The sequence below is a fragment of the Nesterenkonia salmonea genome (assembly GCF_005771525.1).
GTDB classification, from domain to species: domain Bacteria; phylum Actinomycetota; class Actinomycetes; order Actinomycetales; family Micrococcaceae; genus Nesterenkonia; species Nesterenkonia salmonea.
In genome coordinates, this window is the sequence record NZ_VAVZ01000030.1 from 1 (window position 1) to 17,641 (window position 17,641).

Here is a 17,641-nt window from a genome sequence, read left to right on the forward strand (position 1 = left end):
TCGAAAAAGTCGCCCGCGGCCGCGTCGCCCTCGAAGCCATCAAACAAAACTGAGACACACCACTAGCTTGGCAGTGATTGCGGACAGTTAGCGTCCGCATTAACGAAAGAATATGCGCATGTCATCTGTAGGCACCACAGAGCGAGTGTTGAGAATGCTGGGACTCCTGCAGCGCCGCCTCTCGGTGATCCGGAGCTATGAGAGGCAGCTGCGCACCTTGTAGGCCTCCTGAACAAGGTTGCGGGCCCTGATTCAGGTGTATCATCAGATCAGTGAGGGAGTATCCCTAGAGCTGTGAACGTCAACACGCAAAGCCCCTGAGCTTTGCCGGACACAGCAGTCTGAGATCTAGAATCTCGGGCGGAGAGACTTGCGACGCAGACTGCGCATGTCGCGCTCTCGAAAGGTTGCCTCATGGAAATAACACCCCTGCTCTGGGCCCTCACTCTCGTCTCCATCATGGCTCTGCTTGCCGTTGATTTCTTCGGACACGTGCGGAAAGCACACGAACCGACCCTGCGGGAATCAGCCGCATGGTCAGGCTTCTATGTGGGTATCGCCCTGCTCTTCGGTCTTCTCTTCGTCATTCTGGGAGATTCCGGACAAGCGGTGGAGTACTACGCCGGTTATCTCACAGAGAAGGCGCTGTCAGTAGACAACCTCTTCGTCTTCCTGGTGATTATTTCCAGCTTCAATGTTCCTCGGAAGTACCAGCAGAAAGTCCTGTTGTTCGGCATTGTGTTCGCCCTGATAGCACGCACTGTGTTGATCTTTCTCGGCGCCGGGCTCATTACCGTCTTCAGCGACATCTTCTACGTGTTCGGGATCATCCTGCTGTTGACCGCCGCCAACATGCTGCGCAATGAGGTTAAACACGAGAAACGCTCAGACAACGATGACAACATCGTGATGCGCACTGCTCGCCGTTGGTTGAAGACCTCCGATGACTACGACGGCGACAAACTCACTACGGTGATCAACGGGCGACGAATGCTCACGCCGATGCTGCTGGTCATGGTGGTCATTGGTGGCACCGACGTTCTCTTTGCATTGGACTCAATCCCTGCGATCTATGGGCTGACCAGCGAACCGTATATTGTCTTCACGGCGACAGCCTTCTCGCTTCTGGGCCTGAGGCAGCTGTACTTCCTGCTGGACGGACTCCTCGACCGACTGGCTTATCTCTCATACGGACTCATCGCCATCCTGGGGTTCATCGGTGTCAAACTGATTCTCCACGCGCTGCATGACAACAATCTGCCGTTCATCAATTCGGGGGAGAGCGTGCACGTCATCGAAATCCCCACCGGTATTTCGTTGGTGGTCATAGCTGGCATCCTGGTGGTCACAGTCACCGCGTCGCTGATCAGTGCGCGGAAGATCCGCGTCAGGGAGCTTGAACACCAGACTTCGTAGGGTGATCCGGCACGGCGATGATCTGCCAGGCATGGCCGTCAGGGTCCGTCGCGACGCCGGTGAACCCCCAATCCTGCTGGGTGGGCTCTGCGAACACCTCTCCGCCGCCGGCACGCATACGATTGATAATGTCGTCGACTTCGGTGGGGCTCTCCACTGTCAGACTCAGGATACACTCACTGACGGTGTTGGGTGCGGCTTGTCTGTCTCCGAGGACCCACCCGAACCCGCCAGTGGGAATGAACATCACCGTGGATTTTTCATCGATCCGGAACTGCAGGGGCTCTGGAACCCCGTCCTCGGTAGGCTCGCCGATGGGCTGCAGGCCCAACGTTTCCTGATAAAAGGTGAAGGTGCGCTGTCGGTCGTTCGTGGGCAGTGCAATGGTGAACGCTCGCGTCACGGTTTCTCCTTGATTGTGTAGGACAGATCAGGGGCGTGTGGAGTTGCCCATCCGGCCCTGCCTGCGGGGACGACGTCGTAGATCATCTTTTGTACGCCGTTGCTGTACACCTCATGGTCAATCAGCTCCAGCTCAGTGGCGTCCCTATCAGAGGTGCTGAATAGCCGCTTACCAGCACCGAGCAGCAGCGGAAAGACCAGCAGATGATAGCGGTCCACCAGACCAGCGTCGGCGAGGGTGTGGCCGAGGGCAGCGCTGCCGTGCACGCTGATAGGGCCACCTTCGGTCTTCTTGAGTGCTGCGACGTCGTCCACCGATCGCTGGAGGTCGACCTCGCCCCAAACACCCATTGCTGGCAGATCAGGCCGTGGCCAGAAGCTCAGTCTCTAGACGGGCGTAGCTGGTCTCCATGCCGTCAGTCATGCCAGTTGCCAAGACGGCGTCGCGTTGTTCTTCAGTGGCGTAGGTGATGAGCAGGGTCAGCAGGGTTCCGCCTTCAACGGCTGTCAGGTTTTGCTCGTTCAGGGTTGGTGGACCGTCCATATCTTCCATCGTTTCGGTGAACACTTCGCGATGCGGAGGGTTTGATTCTCGGACTTCGCCAGTGATAGCGAAGCCGTTCTCTCCATTGGCGTCGGTCCAGGCGTAGCGAAAGGTCTCCCCGGCAGCGGTGGCGACCTGACAGTCTGTGAACGTCCACCCATCCGGTCCCAGCAGCCAGCGGGTAAGTAGCCCGGGATCGTGATGCGCGTTCCAGACCTGCTGTGGTGCGCCGCGGATAATCCGGCTGATCCGGACCTGGGTGGGGGAAAGTATCTGGGCTGTGAGGGCGCGATCTGCGGCGAAGGATGCGAGGTCTTCTAGAACCTCATCGATCTGGCCCATGGCGGCTGTGGCGCCCTCTTCCATGCCCATTGTGATCAGCTGCTCCAACTCCTCCAGAGTGTTGAAGTACGTGGTGTTGGTGAGGCGGGAGCCAGTGGGAGTCTCCTCAAAAGTGAAGACCATCTGCATTGAGGGCATTTCCTCATTGGGCTGGCCATTTTCCGCGGCGAAGCCGTCAATGACTTCAAAGGAGTGCCCCTGCTGCACCGTAGTAAACTCCCAGTACCCGTGCGAGCGCTCGCCACCGGGACCTGTCATGTAGTACTCAGATCTGCCACCGGGGTAGAGATCGTGGCGGGTAAAGGTTGCGGGCCACTCAGGCGGACCCCAGAATCTTTCGATCTGCCGCGGGTCGGCGTAGGCGTCCCAGAGTCGCGGCAGCGGGACCGGAAAGTCGGCGACCACTGACATAGTCAGATTTGTGAGGTCTTTGTCGACCGATGTGATGGGCACGGTATTGGCCTTTCTGCTGCAGGGTGGCGGATTAGTTCTCGGCAAGTAGGGCGTCGAGCTGCTCAATGCGCCCTTGCCAGATGCGTTCATAGGCGTCTAAGAGAGTGCGGGCCTTGCGAATCGCCTCGGGGTTGCCGCGAACCAGACGCTCCCGGCCGCTGCGATGCTTGGTCACAAGTCCGGCCCCCTGCAGGACTGTGATGTGCTTCTGCACTGCCGCGAATGTGATCTCATAGCGGGCAGCCAGATCGGAGATGGACTCTTCGTCAACTAGAGTGCGGCGCACAATGTCACGGCGAGTGGCATCCGCTAAGGCGCGGAAAATTCGGTCCACCTCATCGTCGCTGAGGTTCGTGTCTGAATCTAGATATACAACCATTAGGTTGCATGTTAGATGTGTCTGTCGTGACACGTCAAGGGATGGCGAGCTAGACGGGATTAGTCCAGGCAAGTGTTCAGGCGGCTTGCTTGATGCATAAGGTAATTGCGCTCAGCGAGATTCGAGGCCCTTATTGCCGCCTGGGCGTAAAGTCGTGCGGCTTCGGCTAGGTCACCTCGGCGTTCTTGTAGGTAAGCGGCCGCGGCTGCGTGTCGAGGCAGGGAGTCAGGAAGGGCTCTCAGTTCGGCCAGTCCGGCCTCAGGGCTCTTGGCATGTCCGAGTGCGAGGGCTCGATTCAGACGGGCCACTGGGCTGTGGGTGATACTGACCAGTTCGTCATACCACTCGACGATCTGGGTCCAGTCGGTCTCTTGGGTAGTCGGTGCATCAGCGTGCAGGGCTGCAATTGCCGCCTGTGCCTGGTACTCGCCCAGTTGTTCACGAGCCAGAGCGTGCTGCAGCACAGTGGTGCCCTCGTCTATTAACTCGGAGTCCCAGGCTGTGCGGTCTTGATCGACCAGGGGAATCAGGCTGCCGTCAGGAGTGGCGCGTGCGGGCCGACGGGCAGCAGTCAGCAGCATGAGAGCCAATAGCCCGAGCACTTCAGGATGGTTGGCGTGGCGCGCCACTTGGCGGGTCAGTCGGATAGCTTCGGCGACGAGATCCACATCGCCGGAATACCCCTCGTTGAAGATCAAGTACAGCACCTTGAGGACCGTGGCGACGCCGCCGGGATCAGTAAATCGGGCTCCCACCAGTTTGCGCTTAGCCCGACTTATGCGCTGAGCCATGGTGCGCTCGGGCACCAGATAGGCCTGGGCAATCTGACCAGTGGTGAGGCCGCCGACAGCGCGCAGGGTCAGCGCCACTGCCGAGGATGAGGACAGCGCGGGGTGGGCGCAGAGAAGATAGAGCTGCAGGGTGTCGTCAGAAGCCGGTGCAGGTGGCGCGCAAGGTTCGGCGTGAACAGTGTCTTCTCTGCGCCGTCGGGCAGTGTCAGAGCGCGCGGCATCGAGGAATTTGTTCCATGCCACTGCCGTCAGCCATCCTTTGGCGTCATTGGGCGGTTCATGGGGCCAACGTCGGATGGCCTCAAGCAGAGCTTCTTGCACTGCGTCTTCGGCGGCTGCGAAATCGGCCCCACGGTGGATGAGGGCACTGAGGACCTGAGGAACTAGGTCTCGCAGCATGGTCTCATCCACCACAGGTGACCTCAGGGGTCATTCGGTCCTCTGAGGAGAATCGCTGAGGAACGGGCGCAGTTCCAGCCACTCGTGGAGCGGCTCGCCACCAGCTCCCGGTGCGGCCGAGAGCTCACCCGCCAGTTCCAACGCCCGGGCATGGTTATCGACGTCGATGATCATCCAGCCTGCAATGAGGTCCTTGGTTTCGGGAAAAGGCCCATCAGTTACAGGCGGGAGTCCTTTGCCGTCGAAACGCACCCACTCGCCTTCAGGGGCAAGTGCCTGGCTATCGATGTATTCTCCGGACTGCTCGAGTCTTGCGGCGAAGTCGTTCATGTACTGGATGTGGGCGGAGAGTTCCTCGGGCGCCCACTGGTCCATCGGGACGTTATTGACTGCTTCTGGAGCGCCGCGGTAGTGCTTCAGCATGAGGTACTTGGCCATGATGATGTTCTCCTTCGTTTCCGCGCAGCCGATGTGCTGCGTCCATAACTAGGACGGAGCTGGTGCTGGAATTTCGACATTCCGCAGGAAAATGTTCCTTGTGGATAGTTGCGGGTGTTTTCTCTTGGTCAGTCACGCAGAGGTGAGTCGACGACGTCGTACTGGAATCCGCTCATCTCCCCAGTGAGTAGGGGCATCGCCTCGGCGATTGCTTCCCGAACTGATGCCAGCTGAAGTGACTGCTGGTGGGCAGCGGCGGAGGTCCACAGCTCCGTCACGAAAACCGTGTCGGGTTGATCTTGCGAAGTCCCCACCTCATAGAGCAGGCAACCAGCCTCGGCCAGGGCCGGGTTTGGTCGTGTGAGGATGGCGACCACAGCGTCGAGCTGGCCAGGTTGTGTCCCGAGCGTTCCTACGTTTGCGAAGGTCATGAGGTGAATCTAGCGCCTAGGGTCCCCCAGTGGAAGGGTCCAGTGCTGCGTTGATGAGCCGGTCGAGGACCTCATGCGCCGCATCGCGGTCGGCAGAACCACCTTCGACGATCCAGAGAGCGGCCTCATTCATTGCTCCCGAGAGCTGGGCTGTGGTGGCTTCGAGCAGGTGCGGGGCTACTCCCGTGGCCTCTAAGGCGTCGCGGAGGTGTACAACAGAATTTTCTGAATCCATTCTGCGCCACTGGCACCATCCCAGCACGGTAGGCGCTTCGGCGAGCAGAATTCGGGCTGCAGACTCGGTGGTGATGGCGTCGAGAAACGCGTGACATCCGGTGCGCAGCTGTCTCAGGGGGTCCTCGCCAGAGTTCTCTGCCGCTGCGACAACGGCATCGGCGACTCTGTTCTGCAGTTTCTCTGCCGCGGCACTGAAGAGCCCGAGCTTGTTGTTGTAGTGGTGGTAGACCGCTCCGCGGGTGACATGTGCCTGCCGAGCAACGTCGTCTACCGAAACCGCTGAGAAGCCATGTTCGGAGAAGAGATCTATAGCTGCGGCCAAAATGTCTTGAGCTGTCTGAGCAGCGGCGGCAGCACTTGCACGGGGCATATCATCTTCCTTTACGTACATAGTGTATGTATCCTATGAGAGTTACATACCATCGTACGTAAAGGATTCCCTCCATGGTGACCACCTCGTTCTATCCCGTCCTGATGTCTTCCGATGTGCCCGCTGCCGCGGAGTTCTATCGCAAGTACCTCGGCTTCGAGACTGTCTATGATTCGTCCTGGTATGTCAGTTTGCGCCAGGGAGCATTCGAGTTGGCTCTGCTAGCTCATGACCACGAGACGGTTCCCGCCCGTCATCGGGTGCTGCCGCAGGGTGTGCTACTAAACCTTGAAGTCGACGATGTCGACGCGATCCATGAGCAGTTGAAGGCCATACCGAACCTGCGGACAGTCCAGCCACTTCGCAGTGAAGACTTCGGTCAGCGGCACTTTATTTTGGAAGGGCCGGACCGGGTCTTGATTGACGTGATTCAGCCCATAGAGCCCACTGAAGATTACAAGGAGTCGTTCATCCATCACCCCTAGGTCGGCACTGGCAGAAGTCAGATCATGACTCACGGCACTCTCCGGGTGTATGGGCCTGTGATGTGCTGAGCGGACTTCAATTGTCGGCACTGAAGGGATCGGTTCTGTGCTGCTTATGAGTGGTGCGCTCAGTTGCTGCGTTTTCATTGTGGTGTTTCTCCTCGATGGTTGGACGCGCCCCGGGTATTCATCGGCCCGACACACCATTAGTGCGCTCGCTTTGGGAAGACGCGGGTGGATACAAACGGCGAATTTCATAGTTTCCGGCACAGGACTTATTGCCGGTGGTCTAGGAGTGCTGCAGGCCCAGGCGAGTGGGTTCTTCGCGGGAATGCTGATGATCCTGGGGAATGGGCTCGTAGCGTCCGGGGCCTTCGCGATGGACCCGATGCGTGGCTACCCCATGGGAACCTCGAACGGTGATCCGGTTGAGTTTTCGCTGTCACATAGGCTCCATGACCACGCGGGACTTGTGGTCTTTTGCTGTTTTCCACTGACCGTTTTCGCGGCTGGATTCACGATGGACAGTCTCGGCGCGCACATTGTTGCCGGAGTAGTGGCTGCTCTCCTGGTGATGGGAGTTGCGGCGTTCGGTAGCGCTTGGGAGCAGGACTCTCCGGTGACAGGGCTCATCCAGAAAGCAGTAGTCATCGGAGCGCTCGGCTGGACTTCGGGGACATTACTCCTGCTCGGCCCTTCTTGAAAAACGAGACTCTCTGCGCTGGACGGGCACAGCCCGACGGGCGGAAGCCAGAGCTTAGAATCTAAGGGATGACTCCCGCCGCTAAGACCTGGCCTAGATCGCCGACAGTTGTCGTGATCGGGGCAGGACAGGCCGGTCTCTCAGCTGGACACCATTTGCAGCGCGCGGGCTTTGCCAGTGCACTTGAGACGCCTGAGGCTTTGCGCAGCTTCGTCATCTTCGATGCCAACGCCGCTCCAGGGGGTGCCTGGCAGCACCGTTGGCAGTCCCTGCGGATGGAGACCGTCAACGGCATCTTTGATCTTCCCGGATTTCCGAAACCGCCACTTGATCCCCAGGAACCAAGCCGTCAGGCAGTTCCGCGTTACTTTGCTGATTTTGAGGCAACCAGGAATCTACCGATTCTCCGGCCGGTGCGCGTAAACCTGGTGCAGAGAGGCGGCGCCCCGGGTGAGCATGGTTTTCTCATAAGTACAGATCGAGGGCAGTGGGAGGCCCAGGCGATCATCAACGCCACAGGTACGTGGAACAACCCGCTCCAGCCCGAGTATCCCGGTCAAGAAACCTTTCAAGGACGCCAATTGCACACCCGGAACTACACCTCATTAGAGGAGTTTGCCGGTCAGCGTGTTGCCGTGGTCGGTGGTGGCATCTCAGCTCTCCAACAACTAGAGGAGGTCTCCCGTGTGGCGACCGCCTACTGGTACACACGGCGTGAGCCCTACTTCTTCGGGGAGGAGTTCCGCGCTGAGACTGAGGGGCGCCGCGTCATTGCAATGGTGACAGCAGACGCAGAGGCCGGGAAGCCTCCACGCAGCGTGGTTTCCTACACAGGTCTCGGGTGGACATCGTACGCCCGAGCAGCCGAAGAACGCGGTGTGTTGAAGCGGAGACCGATGTTCACCGCCCTCGAACCATTCGGAGTGCGGGAAGCGGACGGGTCATTCACCTCTGTCGACACCATTCTCTGGGCCACCGGATTCCGGCCCGACCTGAAACACCTGGACCCTCTGAGGCTTCGCAACGAGCACGGCGGAATTCAGATACACGGGACTCGGGTTGTCAGTGATCCACGTATCCACTTGATCGGATTCGGGCCATCGCAGTCCACAATCGGCGCCAACCGGGCCGGGCGCGAAGCGGTGAAGTCCCTGGTGACGACACTCAACGGCCAAGAATCAGATGAGCCAGGTCAGCGTCGAGCTCATCCTGCACCTGCCGATCGTAAGTAGAGGTGGAGAGAATGAGCTCCTCAGCACCGGTAGTTTCAAGGAGCTTTTCCACCCCTGCCCGAACGGCCTCCCGTGGCCCGGCAATAACCCGCTGAAGGTTTTCCTCTACACGCTGGTGGGCGCGCGGACTCCACGTGCGCGACCGGATTGCCGATGCGGGCTCCAGCGCATCAAACCTTCCTGTCTCCCGGGAGCGGGCCATGGACCAAGCCTCCGGTAGGGCCAACTCCCGAGCATCACTTTCGGTGTCCGCCACGAAAGCATCCAGTGAGATGATCACCGACGGTTCCGGTGCAGCTGGCGAAGAGTGGAAACCCCGGCGATACTCGGCCAGCATGCCCGGAAGATCGGGGGAGTGAAGGACTGGACCTCCGATCACGACGGGAAGTCCGAGTCGAGCGGCGGTGGCGATGCCCTGGCCTGTCGCGAGCAGGAAGACCTCAGGCGGCGATTCCGCGACCGGTCGAGCCGTCACCGGTGCCTCCCCGCCTAAGAAGCTGCGCAGTTCTTCAATATCCGCGGCGAATTGCTCCGCGTCGTCGTCCTGCTGCCGAAGCGCTCGCCGCACCGGTTCGGTGAAGCCCAGGCTGCGGCCCACTCCCAGGTCTATGCGGCCAGGGTAAAGAGCCTCCAGCATGAGGAACTGCTCTGCGACCACGATCGGTTGGTGATGTGGCAGCATCACCCCACCTGACCCGAGCCGGATTTGTGAGGTTCGCGCTCCCACAGCAGCCAGCAGTACGGCAGGAGCCCCAGAGGCAACACCAGGTACAGCGTGATGTTCTGCTCCCCAAAAACGATGGAACCCAAGGGCTTCAGCCCCGATGGCGCGTTCGACAGAGTGCTGCAGCGCCGCACTTTCTGGATAGTCAGTGCGGGTGCGGGATCGATCCAGCAGAGAGAGTCTCACACCACCGCCAACCCCCAGTGCCAGTGAAACCTTCCCGCGTGGACTCTCTTGGCGCGGCAAACCCTCGCTGTCGATGACCAGGAGGTTATTGAGGATTCAGAATGCTATAAGTACCTGACCTCTCAACAACGCTCTAATACTCGCCGGTATGGCCTTGCCTATACTTCAGCCATGAGTCTGACTCTGCAGTTTCACCCAGACTGGGCGCACGAGGACGGCTTGGTCATCGAATCGATGGCGCGCGATGGACGGTATCGATCTCAATTCGAGACTGGGACCAGCAACGGAGGGCTGACCGCTTATCCCGGAGGTCAACGTTGGCGGTGGGAGAGCCGCCTATTCGGCACCAGATACGATTCCAGCGACCCCGCCTCCCGGCCTCTGTACGGTGCATGGAACCGGCACGACGACGCATACGGCGGCTCGCCTCGGTTTGGCTCTGCGTACCTTCGTTTGCGTCCCCACGTGCTGGAAAGGACGACTTTTTGCTTCCCCGACAGTGTCTTCGAGCCCGCTGGCGTAGTAGGCGCCAGTGAACTTGAGCGGCTCTGCTCAGTGGCCGACTCAAGCGAACATGACTACCTGGACGATTATGTTGAAGCGCATGTCCACTCGGGTCTGAGCGTCGCTGAGGACGTTGAGGCTGTTGTACTCGACCCCTGCCATAGAACAGGGGCTGTGGCTGAGGCCGCGGGAAGGCTCGGATGTGCCGTCGAGTTTCATCCGGTTTTCATACTGTGTACGAGGAATCTGGACATAGCCTTCCGCGGCCCTGAGACTGTGACCCTTGCGCAGGAATTAGGGGAGCACATCACTCCCACTGACGTGGCTCAAGCTGCTCGAAGCGGTGACCACGATCCACAGCAGGTGAAGCGGGTATGGCACCTGCTTGCCCGCTTCGGACGCGGGACCTCTCATGCTGACAAGCTCACCCGGAGCGATCGGGGATGTGTATGAGGAGCTGACCAAGCTCGTCGGGGCGGCTGAATTGTGGCCAGTGTCCCGTGGGAAGGTCGACGAAGCTGAGATCGGCTAAGTGGGGAAACTCTGTGGTCGGTGGGAACCCCGCCTCGATCCAACTCTTGAGATCCGCCGCCGAGTATTCGGTGCAGACTGCAGTGGTCGGAATGCGGCGCCGTTCCGGGTGGCTCAGTTGTAGGGTGCCGACGAGCACTTCAGCCGGCACTGGCACTGCATCTGCACGGAAACGTTTCAGCGCGTCGTCGTCGAGCCCTGAGAGGTCCTCGGCGTTGAAGGTCGAAAAACTAGGCAGTGTCACGAAACCCTCGGAGTTCGGAAACTGCTGATCCAGTAACGGCATGCCGTCAGGCAACGGGAAGCCTCCTATGAGCACCATATGGCGGACCGCATCAGTGCGTGCATCAGCAGCCGCGTAGGTCAGTCCGCAGCCAGCAGAGTGACCCACCAACACTGGAGGTTCAGGTGCTGAGTCGATGGCGAGTACGACCGCGCTGACCCAGTCCTGCACTGAAGTGTCGCGACCCGTAGGCAGCGTGAGCGAATGGGCGCTGTGGCCAGCTGCGACTAGGGGAGGGGTGACCTGGCGCCAACTGCTGGCATCAAGCCACAATCCTGGGATCATAATGAAGTGCGCCATAGCCGAGGCCTTTCTCAGCGGAGGAGGGGGGTAGCTTGAGCTTAGTCCCCGGTGCTGCCGTCGTCACGGTTGGACGGCTGGTCGGCGATTAGGAGCTGGGCCTGCTGCCTCAGGCAGATAAGCGATCCGGCAACGATGGGATCGAGGCTCGCCGAATGCCGTACATGCGCCACGATACGACGCTGCACTCGAGGTCTGCGCAGAGGTCTGGCAACCACGCCCGGCGGAAGGTCTCGTAGTGCAAGGCGCGGAAGCACTGCGATGCCCAGGCCCGCCGAGACAATTCTTAGGGCGGCGTGGTGATCGTCGAGCCGAGCACTGAATTGCGGGGTGAAGCCCGCAGCCAGAGCAGCGGAGCGGATGATTCGTCCAGTGGGGCTCTCGTAGATGTCGTGGTCAACCCAGTTTTCCTTCTGCAGCTGGCGCATGCTCACGCTCCGCTCAGAAATCAGCGGGTGATCGCTGGGAATGACTACCGCGAAGTCTTCTACACACAATTCGTGACGAATACAGTCCTCCAGGGGAGCCGCAGGCTCCTCCATGGACTCGTTGCGGACATCTATACCGGCTGGTCTGCGGCCTTGGCCTCCGTGGGGCTCGTTGAGACTGATCTCGACTGTTAACTCTGGTTCCGACTCCCGGGCCCGGCGCACGACCTCGGGAATCCACTCCTGGGCCACCGAGGAGAAACAAGCGATTGCTAGGTGCTTGCTTCGTTGGCTTCGCAGATCATCGACCACTTGGTCTAATCGGCTGAGGCCTGAGAGCGCAGCAGTCGCCTGTTCAGCAAGATGCACTCCTGCTGCGGTGGGGCGTCTGCCGCGCCCGTCTTTTTCAAACAACTGCAGCCCGGTCTCTCTGCTGAGTGCCGTGATGTGTTGACTCACAGTGGCGGGGGAGTAGTGCAGGTTTCGCGCCGCGGCCTGCAACGACCCGGCTGCGACAACTGCCTGAAAGACCCGCAGGCGTTGGGGATTCAACATGCAGTGATCATACTCAAGTGTTCGTATATGACGAACAGTAAGTTGAGATTGTTTACTTGTTTCATAGTGTAAGGACCTCGAGAATGGACAACGTATACACCGCCCAGTTCTCAGTCAGGAGCAGTAATGTCACAGTCGAACACCGAGGATTTCTGGAATCGGGCTTCCAAGCACGTGGTGGGATATGGGGCACCGTTCAGTTCGGCCATCATCGAACGTTCTTCAGGCTCCTACATTTACGACCACACCGGCCGGGCTATTCTGGACTTTACGTCGGGTCAGATGAGTGCGGTTCTCGGACATGGGCACCCAGCCATAGTCGATACCGTCAACTCATCGATCAGGACCCTGGACCATCTCTTCTCCGGCATGCTGAGCCGCCCGGTGGTGGACTTTGCCGAGAAGCTCGCCTCTACTCTGCCGGATCCCCTCACCAAGACCCTGTTGCTGACTACCGGAGCTGAATCCAATGAGGCGGCTCTGAAGATGGCCAAGATGTACACCGGTGGTTATGAGGTCATCAGCTTTGACAGATCATGGCACGGCATGACCTACGGAGCAGCCTCGGCAACCATGTCCGCTGGTCGCCGCGGATATGGGCCTTGGATGCCGGGAAGTTTCGCGTTGCCCACGCCCCACCCGGGCATCTCGCCGTTTCGGAACGACGACGGCAGTCACGACTGGCGCACCGAGCTTGACTTTGGGTTCTCACTGATTGATAAGCAGTCCACTGGAGCGCTCGCGGCCGTGATGGTGGAGCCCATCCTGTCTTCAGGAGGCATCATAGAGCTCCCTGAGGGTTACCTCGCCCGGCTCAAAGAGCACTGCGACGCCCGCGGCGGTCTGCTGATACTCGATGAAGCGCAGACCGGAGTCGGACGCACCGGCACCATGTATGCCTTCGAACGTGACGGCGTGGTTCCGGACATCATTACTCTCTCAAAGACGCTCGGAGCTGGATTGCCGGTTGCCGCAGTCGTGACTTCCGCCGAAGTGGAGGAACGTGTGGCCGAAGGAGGTTTCCTCTTCTACACCACCCACCTCAATGATCCGCTGGCTGCCAGTGTGGGCAGCACTGTGCTGGATGTTGTAGAACGTGAAGGACTGATAGAGCAGGCGTCGAAATTGGGCAATCAGCTCAGCCAAGGCCTTCGCGATCTGCAGGACACTATGGAGGTCGTCATTGATGTGCGCGGGCGTGGCCTGCTGCAGGGACTGGAACTGAGAGCACCCGAGAACGGAACAGTCGACGATCTTGTCTCCTCCGTTACTCACGAGAGCCTGCAGCGCGGCCTTCACATCAATATTGTCCAAATTCCAGGGATGGGCGGGGTCTTCCGGATTGCACCGCCGCTGACCACCAGTGACACCGAACTGGCTGAGGGAATCGACATTCTCCGGGAATCAATCGCTGCCGTTGCCCGGTGACTCAGCTCCACGGAATGAACCCAAGGGCGAGTGCGAGCACCAGAGCGAGCACGGAGAAGATCCACATGGGCAGGAATGAGTAGCGGATGTGCTTGCCGATGTCACAACCAGCGAGTCCCAGAGCTAGCCACAGTGCGGCAGAGAACGGGCTGATGAATGTCCCGATGATGTTGCCCACCAGCACTGCGTAGACCACGGAGATCGTCTCGACTCCGGCTTGTCCGGCGACACCCTCCACTACGGGAAGCAGCGCAAAGTAATGGGCGTCAGTGCTTAACAGCAGTTCAAGGGGGAGCCCGAAGAAACCGACGATCAGGTGCACATAGGGAACCAGGGCGGCAGGCAGGATGGAGACGGCGTCTGTCGCCAGAGAATCCAACATTCCGGACTCCTCCAAGATGCCTAGGAAGCAGCCGGCAGCCAGCACGATCGCGCCGGTAGCGATCGCGCTGCCACCATGGGCCTTAATGGTCTCCATTTGGTCGCTGACCTTGGGATGGTTGACCACCAAGGCTGCGCTGAGACCGAGCATGAACGCCAGGGGAGCGGGCAGGATGTCGGAAACCAGGAGGGCGAGCATGCCCAAAACCAAGATGGTGTTGACAGCCATCTGCCAGCGCGGGGTCCGCTTATCGCCGTCCTGGATGCCCCACAGTTCGTCGGCATCGCCGCTGAACGCGTCAGCGCCTGCGGTCTGGGATCCTGAGCCGGAGGTTGATGAGGCACGGTCCGAGGCAGCCGACCCTGTTGATCCCTGGGCTGATGCGGAGACCAGTTCGCGCTGTTCGGCCGGCTCCTTCTCACCTTCCAAGGTTTCAGTAGTTGTCTCTTCCACGTCGACGTCCACTGGCGCGCCGCCGCGGGCAGCGATCCGGCGCTTTTCGCGCATCCCAAGCAGCACTGCAGCCACCACGAGCATCAGCAGGCAGAGGATCTGCACCGGGATCAGGCCCCGCCAAAGTGCAATGGGATCCATCCCAACAACGGCTGAGGCACGAGCAACTGGTCCGCCCCAGGGAAGCATGTTCAGCACGCCCATGCTCATGCCAGCGAGCAACAGCAGCAGATAGGGGCTCATGCCCAAGTGGCGGTAGAGGGGAAGCAGTGCGGGGATGACGATCAGGAATGTGGAGGCGCCAGCGCCGTCCAGGTGACAGACAGCGGCCAGCAAGACGGTACCTACGCAGATGGCGATGACATTTCCGCGGGTCAACCGCACCACGAGCCGCACTAAGGGGTCGAAGAGCCCTGCCTGGTTCATGATCGCGAAGAAGAGGATCGCGAAGATCAGCATGACTGCGACGTCGAGTACCGCGCCGATGCCCTCACCGAAGAAATCGCCGATCTCAGTGAAGGTGAAGCCGGCCAGCAATGCCCCCGCGAAAGGGATCACCGTCAATCCGACCATCGGGGCGATGCGCCCCATGATCAGCAGCGTCGTCATGATGACGATCACTGCGAGGCCAATTAGGCTGAGCATGGTGTTCTCCTAGATGCGGTTCTACGGGTACGTTCGGCGTCAGGAAGTGTGAGCCAGGTGACAGTATTGAACGAATGTGACCGGCCCCACAGTTTTGTGCACATTCACTCAATAATGGTCATATTGGTCCCGAAAAAAGGTGTTGCCACCAGGGGCACATCCCGCTCGTGAGGCGGAGAAGGGAGGGCGAATGTCTGTACTGGCACGCCGTCCAGGATCCGCTCACCGCGAGGTCTCGTTGGGCCACCGGCTCTTCCGGTGGAACATGGTTCTGCTCATTGGGGCGGTCACCCTGGTCAGCTTGCTCTGGGGTGTGAACCAGTACATCGAAGTCCGTCAGCAATACGAGGACCGAGTCCTCACCATGGCGGAATCTGTGGCCGTTATGGAGACCGTCAGGGACGCTCTCGAGACAGAGGATCCTTCGAAAATCCTCGCTCCCTGGGCAGAAACCCTGCGTGAGGCCACCGGCTATGAATACATCATGATCGCTGACCGTGATGGTATTCGGCAGTCCCACCCAGACCCGGCAGCGATCGGCCATCGGCCTGATCTGGATCCGGCGCCCGTATTGGCAGGAAACATCTGGACTGGTGTGGAGCACGGATACGCCGGGCTGACCATGCGCGCCCGAGTGCCCATATATAACGACTCAGAAGAAGTCATCGGTTTCGTCTCCGTGGGGATTCTGGCTTCCGAGGTCCGTCTGGCCTCCATTGGTGAGCTGCCGCTCATCTTCGGTGTCGCACTCCTGGCCGTTGGAATCGGGGCTGTTGGCGCCCGGCTGCTCGCCCGCCGACTCCGTGCCGATACGCACGGATTGGAACCCCGGGAGATCACCGCCCTGCTCGACGGTCGCGAAGCGCTGCTCTACGCCATCGGCGAGGGAGTGATTGGTCTGGACAGTGAAGGGCGCATTGTGCTGGCCAATACCCCTGCACAGCAGCTGCTTCGTCTTCCAGAGAACCACCTAGGCCGGACCCCCGCAGAACTGGGGCTCGGAGCTGAGGCTCAAACAGTACTCAGTGGTCCGGAGGCCGGAGAAGACCTGCTCTTGAGCGTAGATGGTCTCATCCTGGTCTGTAATAGAAGACCCGTGCGTGTGCGTGAAGCTGACAGCGGCGTCGTCGTCACCCTCCGCGACCGGACAGAACTCACCCGACTCAGTGACCAGCTCGACGGCGCCCGCACTGTCACCGACGGCCTGCGCGCTCAGCGGCATGAGTTCGCCAATCGCATTCATACGGTGGCCGGAATGCTGGAACTCGGCACCATCGACCAGGCCCAGGCGTACCTTTCAGAGCTGTCGCTGGCTACCTCCGGTGCCGACGCTGAGATCGCCGCCCGCATTCAGGACATGACAGTGGCTGCCTTAGTCCTGGCCAAGTCAGTCCAAGCCGCTGAGCGAGGAGTCCAATTAACCCTCTCTGAGCTTTCGCACCTGCCAGAGAACCAGTCCCACGATCTGCGCGATGACCTGCTCCTGGTGATAGGGAACCTTATGGACAACGCGATGGAGGCAGCAGGCCCCAACGGTCGGGTGGAGCTGATGGTCCGCCAGCACGGAGACCAGATGGATGGTCTGGTTGAAGTCCGGGTGATCGACTCAGGCCCAGGGCTGGACCTGGACATCGCCGAAGACGTCTTCAGTATTGGGCGCTCCACCAAGGACCAGGACGGTCGGCGAGGACTGGGCCTAGCGCTGGTGCACCAGGCCTGCTTACGACGCGGAGGTTCCGTCAGCGTCGACACCGAGGACGAGACCACGTTCTGCGCCTACCTGCCGGTGCGGCAGGAGGTCAACAGCGCATGAACCTCCCCGCATCGAACCCTGGATCCGGGGCACGGAACGCTAAGCCGATCACCGCACTGATCGTCGATGACGACGTGAGAGTAGCTCGCAACCACCGCGAATTGGTCGACTCCCTGCCCGGGTTCACCGTGATCCGAACAGCGCATACTGCAGCCGAAGCGCTCGAGGCCGTGCGGCAGCAACAGCCTGACCTAATCCTGCTGGATCTCTTCCTGCCGGACCGCACAGGACTGGCCGTCCTGGAAGAACTGAGAAGTTCGGCGTGGATGCGGGAGGTCGGAATCGTCGACGTTCTGCTCATCACAGCCCTGCGCGATGTGGAGCAGGTGCGCAGAGCGATAGCGATGGGCGCGCTGCACTACCTGATCAAGCCGTTTCCGCTGCGGCAACTGCGCAATCAGCTCGAACGCTATGCCTCCGCCCGCAAACGCATGTCCGCGATGTCGACTGTCACGCAGAAGGACGTTGACACGCTCTTCGGAATGATGCGACCTGTGGCGTCGCGCTCGATGCCCAAGGGCCTCACACCTGCGACGGTCGAACGAGTCGCCGAAGCACTGCGCTCCTCAGCGGAAGACGTCTCCGCAGTTGAGGTATCCGAAACCACGGGGATAGCCCGAGTCACCGCCCGCCGCTACTTGGAGCACCTGTGTGCCGAAGGCAGGGCTGAGCTCACACTGCGCTACGGTCAGGCAGGACGGCCGGAGCATCGCTACCGTTGGATCCCATAGCTCTACCGGGCGCTTTCTCGGCAATGTTTGTGCCATCACCCGGTACAGGCGCAGGA

Annotated in this window: 20 protein-coding genes; 8 read left to right on the forward strand and 12 right to left on the reverse strand. The window is 60.2% G+C overall.

The window, feature by feature from the left end; genetic code table 11:
• Window positions 1–414 precede the first annotated feature (414 nt).
• Window positions 415–1,416: a TerC family protein gene (locus FEF26_RS10880; protein ID WP_138253567.1), complete on the forward strand. Its 1,002-nt coding sequence runs from the start codon at window positions 415–417 to the stop codon at window positions 1,414–1,416.
• Here the strand turns inward: FEF26_RS10880 and FEF26_RS10885 are convergent.
• From FEF26_RS10885 to FEF26_RS10920, 8 genes are all read right to left on the reverse strand, one after another.
• Window positions 1,388–1,819: a VOC family protein gene (locus FEF26_RS10885; RefSeq protein ID WP_138253568.1), complete on the reverse strand. Its 432-nt coding sequence runs from the start codon at window positions 1,817–1,819 to the stop codon at window positions 1,388–1,390. The genes FEF26_RS10880 and FEF26_RS10885 overlap by 29 nt on opposite strands.
• On the reverse strand, window positions 1,816–2,169 hold the full coding sequence (locus FEF26_RS10890) for a dihydrofolate reductase family protein (protein ID WP_208012902.1): 354 nt from the start codon (window positions 2,167–2,169) through the stop codon (window positions 1,816–1,818). Before FEF26_RS10890 ends, FEF26_RS10885 begins: the two co-directional genes overlap by 4 nt.
• Before the next feature lie 10 nt (window positions 2,170–2,179).
• Window positions 2,180–3,157, reverse strand: coding sequence for an SRPBCC family protein (locus tag FEF26_RS10895; protein WP_138253569.1), 978 nt, complete (start codon window positions 3,155–3,157; stop codon window positions 2,180–2,182).
• A 31-nt stretch (window positions 3,158–3,188) separates the two neighbouring features.
• Window positions 3,189–3,536: an ArsR/SmtB family transcription factor gene (locus FEF26_RS10900; RefSeq protein WP_138253570.1), complete on the reverse strand. Its 348-nt coding sequence runs from the start codon at window positions 3,534–3,536 to the stop codon at window positions 3,189–3,191.
• A 59-nt stretch (window positions 3,537–3,595) separates the two neighbouring features.
• Window positions 3,596–4,738: an RNA polymerase sigma factor gene (locus FEF26_RS10905; protein ID WP_138253571.1), complete on the reverse strand. Its 1,143-nt coding sequence runs from the start codon at window positions 4,736–4,738 to the stop codon at window positions 3,596–3,598.
• 18 nt (window positions 4,739–4,756) lie between these two features.
• Window positions 4,757–5,164, reverse strand: a complete 408-nt coding sequence (locus FEF26_RS10910) for a YciI family protein (protein ID WP_138253572.1) — start codon at window positions 5,162–5,164, stop codon at window positions 4,757–4,759.
• Between the two features lie 128 nt (window positions 5,165–5,292).
• Window positions 5,293–5,595, reverse strand: coding sequence for a putative quinol monooxygenase (locus FEF26_RS10915; protein WP_138253573.1), 303 nt, complete (start codon window positions 5,593–5,595; stop codon window positions 5,293–5,295).
• Window positions 5,596–5,611: 16 nt separating this feature from the next.
• Window positions 5,612–6,202, reverse strand: coding sequence for a TetR/AcrR family transcriptional regulator (locus FEF26_RS10920; protein WP_138253574.1), 591 nt, complete (start codon window positions 6,200–6,202; stop codon window positions 5,612–5,614).
• Between the two features lie 74 nt (window positions 6,203–6,276).
• On the opposite strand from FEF26_RS10920, the gene FEF26_RS10925 reads away from it, so the two are divergent.
• The 3 genes from FEF26_RS10925 (at window position 6,277) to FEF26_RS10935 (ending at window position 8,622) form a co-directional block, all read left to right on the forward strand.
• Window positions 6,277–6,687 (forward strand): VOC family protein, encoded by a 411-nt coding sequence (locus tag FEF26_RS10925; protein ID WP_138253575.1) that lies wholly within the window; start codon window positions 6,277–6,279, stop codon window positions 6,685–6,687.
• Window positions 6,688–6,802: 115 nt separating this feature from the next.
• Window positions 6,803–7,390: a DUF998 domain-containing protein gene (locus FEF26_RS10930; RefSeq protein WP_138253605.1), complete on the forward strand. Its 588-nt coding sequence runs from the start codon at window positions 6,803–6,805 to the stop codon at window positions 7,388–7,390.
• Window positions 7,391–7,458: 68 nt separating this feature from the next.
• Entirely contained in the window at window positions 7,459–8,622 is a 1,164-nt protein-coding gene (locus FEF26_RS10935; RefSeq protein ID WP_138253576.1) for an NAD(P)-binding domain-containing protein, read from the forward strand.
• On the opposite strand, the gene FEF26_RS10940 is transcribed toward FEF26_RS10935, so the two are convergent.
• Window positions 8,555–9,532: an MsnO8 family LLM class oxidoreductase gene (locus FEF26_RS10940; protein WP_138253577.1), complete on the reverse strand. Its 978-nt coding sequence runs from the start codon at window positions 9,530–9,532 to the stop codon at window positions 8,555–8,557. The two genes, FEF26_RS10935 and FEF26_RS10940, sit on opposite strands and share 68 nt — an antisense overlap.
• Window positions 9,533–9,703: 171 nt before the next feature.
• Here FEF26_RS10940 and FEF26_RS10945 point away from each other — a divergent pair, with 171 nt between their 5' ends.
• Window positions 9,704–10,489, forward strand: a complete 786-nt coding sequence (locus FEF26_RS10945; RefSeq protein ID WP_138253578.1) for a DUF3626 domain-containing protein — start codon at window positions 9,704–9,706, stop codon at window positions 10,487–10,489.
• On the opposite strand, the gene FEF26_RS10950 is transcribed toward FEF26_RS10945, so the two are convergent.
• The gene (locus FEF26_RS10950; RefSeq protein ID WP_138253579.1) at window positions 10,461–11,150 is read right to left on the reverse strand and encodes an alpha/beta fold hydrolase; all 690 of its coding nucleotides are present in this window, start codon (window positions 11,148–11,150) and stop codon (window positions 10,461–10,463) included. The two genes, FEF26_RS10945 and FEF26_RS10950, sit on opposite strands and share 29 nt — an antisense overlap.
• Before the next feature lie 41 nt (window positions 11,151–11,191).
• Window positions 11,192–12,133, reverse strand: a complete 942-nt coding sequence (locus FEF26_RS10955; protein WP_138253580.1) for a LysR family transcriptional regulator — start codon at window positions 12,131–12,133, stop codon at window positions 11,192–11,194.
• A gap of 126 nt (window positions 12,134–12,259) precedes the next feature.
• On the opposite strand from FEF26_RS10955, the gene FEF26_RS10960 reads away from it, so the two are divergent.
• The gene (locus FEF26_RS10960) at window positions 12,260–13,561 is read left to right on the forward strand and encodes an aspartate aminotransferase family protein (RefSeq protein WP_138253581.1); all 1,302 of its coding nucleotides are present in this window, start codon (window positions 12,260–12,262) and stop codon (window positions 13,559–13,561) included.
• Between the two features lies 1 nt (window position 13,562).
• On the opposite strand, the gene FEF26_RS10965 is transcribed toward FEF26_RS10960, so the two are convergent.
• The gene (locus FEF26_RS10965; RefSeq protein ID WP_138253582.1) at window positions 13,563–15,041 is read right to left on the reverse strand and encodes a CitMHS family transporter; all 1,479 of its coding nucleotides are present in this window, start codon (window positions 15,039–15,041) and stop codon (window positions 13,563–13,565) included.
• A 190-nt stretch (window positions 15,042–15,231) separates the two neighbouring features.
• On the opposite strand from FEF26_RS10965, the gene FEF26_RS10970 reads away from it, so the two are divergent.
• Window positions 15,232–16,854, forward strand: coding sequence for an ATP-binding protein (locus FEF26_RS10970; protein ID WP_138253583.1), 1,623 nt, complete (start codon window positions 15,232–15,234; stop codon window positions 16,852–16,854).
• Window positions 16,851–17,585 (forward strand): response regulator, encoded by a 735-nt coding sequence (locus FEF26_RS10975; protein ID WP_138253584.1) that lies wholly within the window; start codon window positions 16,851–16,853, stop codon window positions 17,583–17,585. Before FEF26_RS10970 ends, FEF26_RS10975 begins: the two co-directional genes overlap by 4 nt.
• Window positions 17,586–17,641 lie beyond the last annotated feature (56 nt).

What these genes read in the sequence shown, in the direction of transcription:
- FEF26_RS10880 (WP_138253567.1), top strand. Translation starts at nt 415, where the DNA reads ATGGAAATAACACCCCTGCTCTGGGCCCTCACTCTCGTCTCCATCATG.
- FEF26_RS10890 (WP_208012902.1), bottom strand. Translation starts at nt 2,169, where the DNA reads ATGGGTGTTTGGGGCGAGGTCGACCTCCAGCGATCGGTGGACGACGTC.
- FEF26_RS10900 (WP_138253570.1), bottom strand. Translation starts at nt 3,536, where the DNA reads ATGGTTGTATATCTAGATTCAGACACGAACCTCAGCGACGATGAGGTG.
- FEF26_RS10910 (WP_138253572.1), bottom strand. Translation starts at nt 5,164, where the DNA reads ATGGCCAAGTACCTCATGCTGAAGCACTACCGCGGCGCTCCAGAAGCA.
- FEF26_RS10915 (WP_138253573.1), bottom strand. Translation starts at nt 5,595, where the DNA reads ATGACCTTCGCAAACGTAGGAACGCTCGGGACACAACCTGGCCAGCTC.
- FEF26_RS10920 (WP_138253574.1), bottom strand. Translation starts at nt 6,202, where the DNA reads ATGCCCCGTGCAAGTGCTGCCGCCGCTGCTCAGACAGCTCAAGACATT.
- FEF26_RS10925 (WP_138253575.1), top strand. Translation starts at nt 6,277, where the DNA reads ATGGTGACCACCTCGTTCTATCCCGTCCTGATGTCTTCCGATGTGCCC.
- FEF26_RS10930 (WP_138253605.1), top strand. Translation starts at nt 6,803, where the DNA reads ATGAGTGGTGCGCTCAGTTGCTGCGTTTTCATTGTGGTGTTTCTCCTC.
- FEF26_RS10935 (WP_138253576.1), top strand. Translation starts at nt 7,459, where the DNA reads ATGACTCCCGCCGCTAAGACCTGGCCTAGATCGCCGACAGTTGTCGTG.
- FEF26_RS10945 (WP_138253578.1), top strand. Translation starts at nt 9,704, where the DNA reads ATGAGTCTGACTCTGCAGTTTCACCCAGACTGGGCGCACGAGGACGGC.
- FEF26_RS10950 (WP_138253579.1), bottom strand. Translation starts at nt 11,150, where the DNA reads ATGGCGCACTTCATTATGATCCCAGGATTGTGGCTTGATGCCAGCAGT.
- FEF26_RS10955 (WP_138253580.1), bottom strand. Translation starts at nt 12,133, where the DNA reads ATGTTGAATCCCCAACGCCTGCGGGTCTTTCAGGCAGTTGTCGCAGCC.
- FEF26_RS10960 (WP_138253581.1), top strand. Translation starts at nt 12,260, where the DNA reads ATGTCACAGTCGAACACCGAGGATTTCTGGAATCGGGCTTCCAAGCAC.
- FEF26_RS10965 (WP_138253582.1), bottom strand. Translation starts at nt 15,041, where the DNA reads ATGCTCAGCCTAATTGGCCTCGCAGTGATCGTCATCATGACGACGCTG.
- FEF26_RS10970 (WP_138253583.1), top strand. Translation starts at nt 15,232, where the DNA reads ATGTCTGTACTGGCACGCCGTCCAGGATCCGCTCACCGCGAGGTCTCG.
- FEF26_RS10975 (WP_138253584.1), top strand. Translation starts at nt 16,851, where the DNA reads ATGAACCTCCCCGCATCGAACCCTGGATCCGGGGCACGGAACGCTAAG.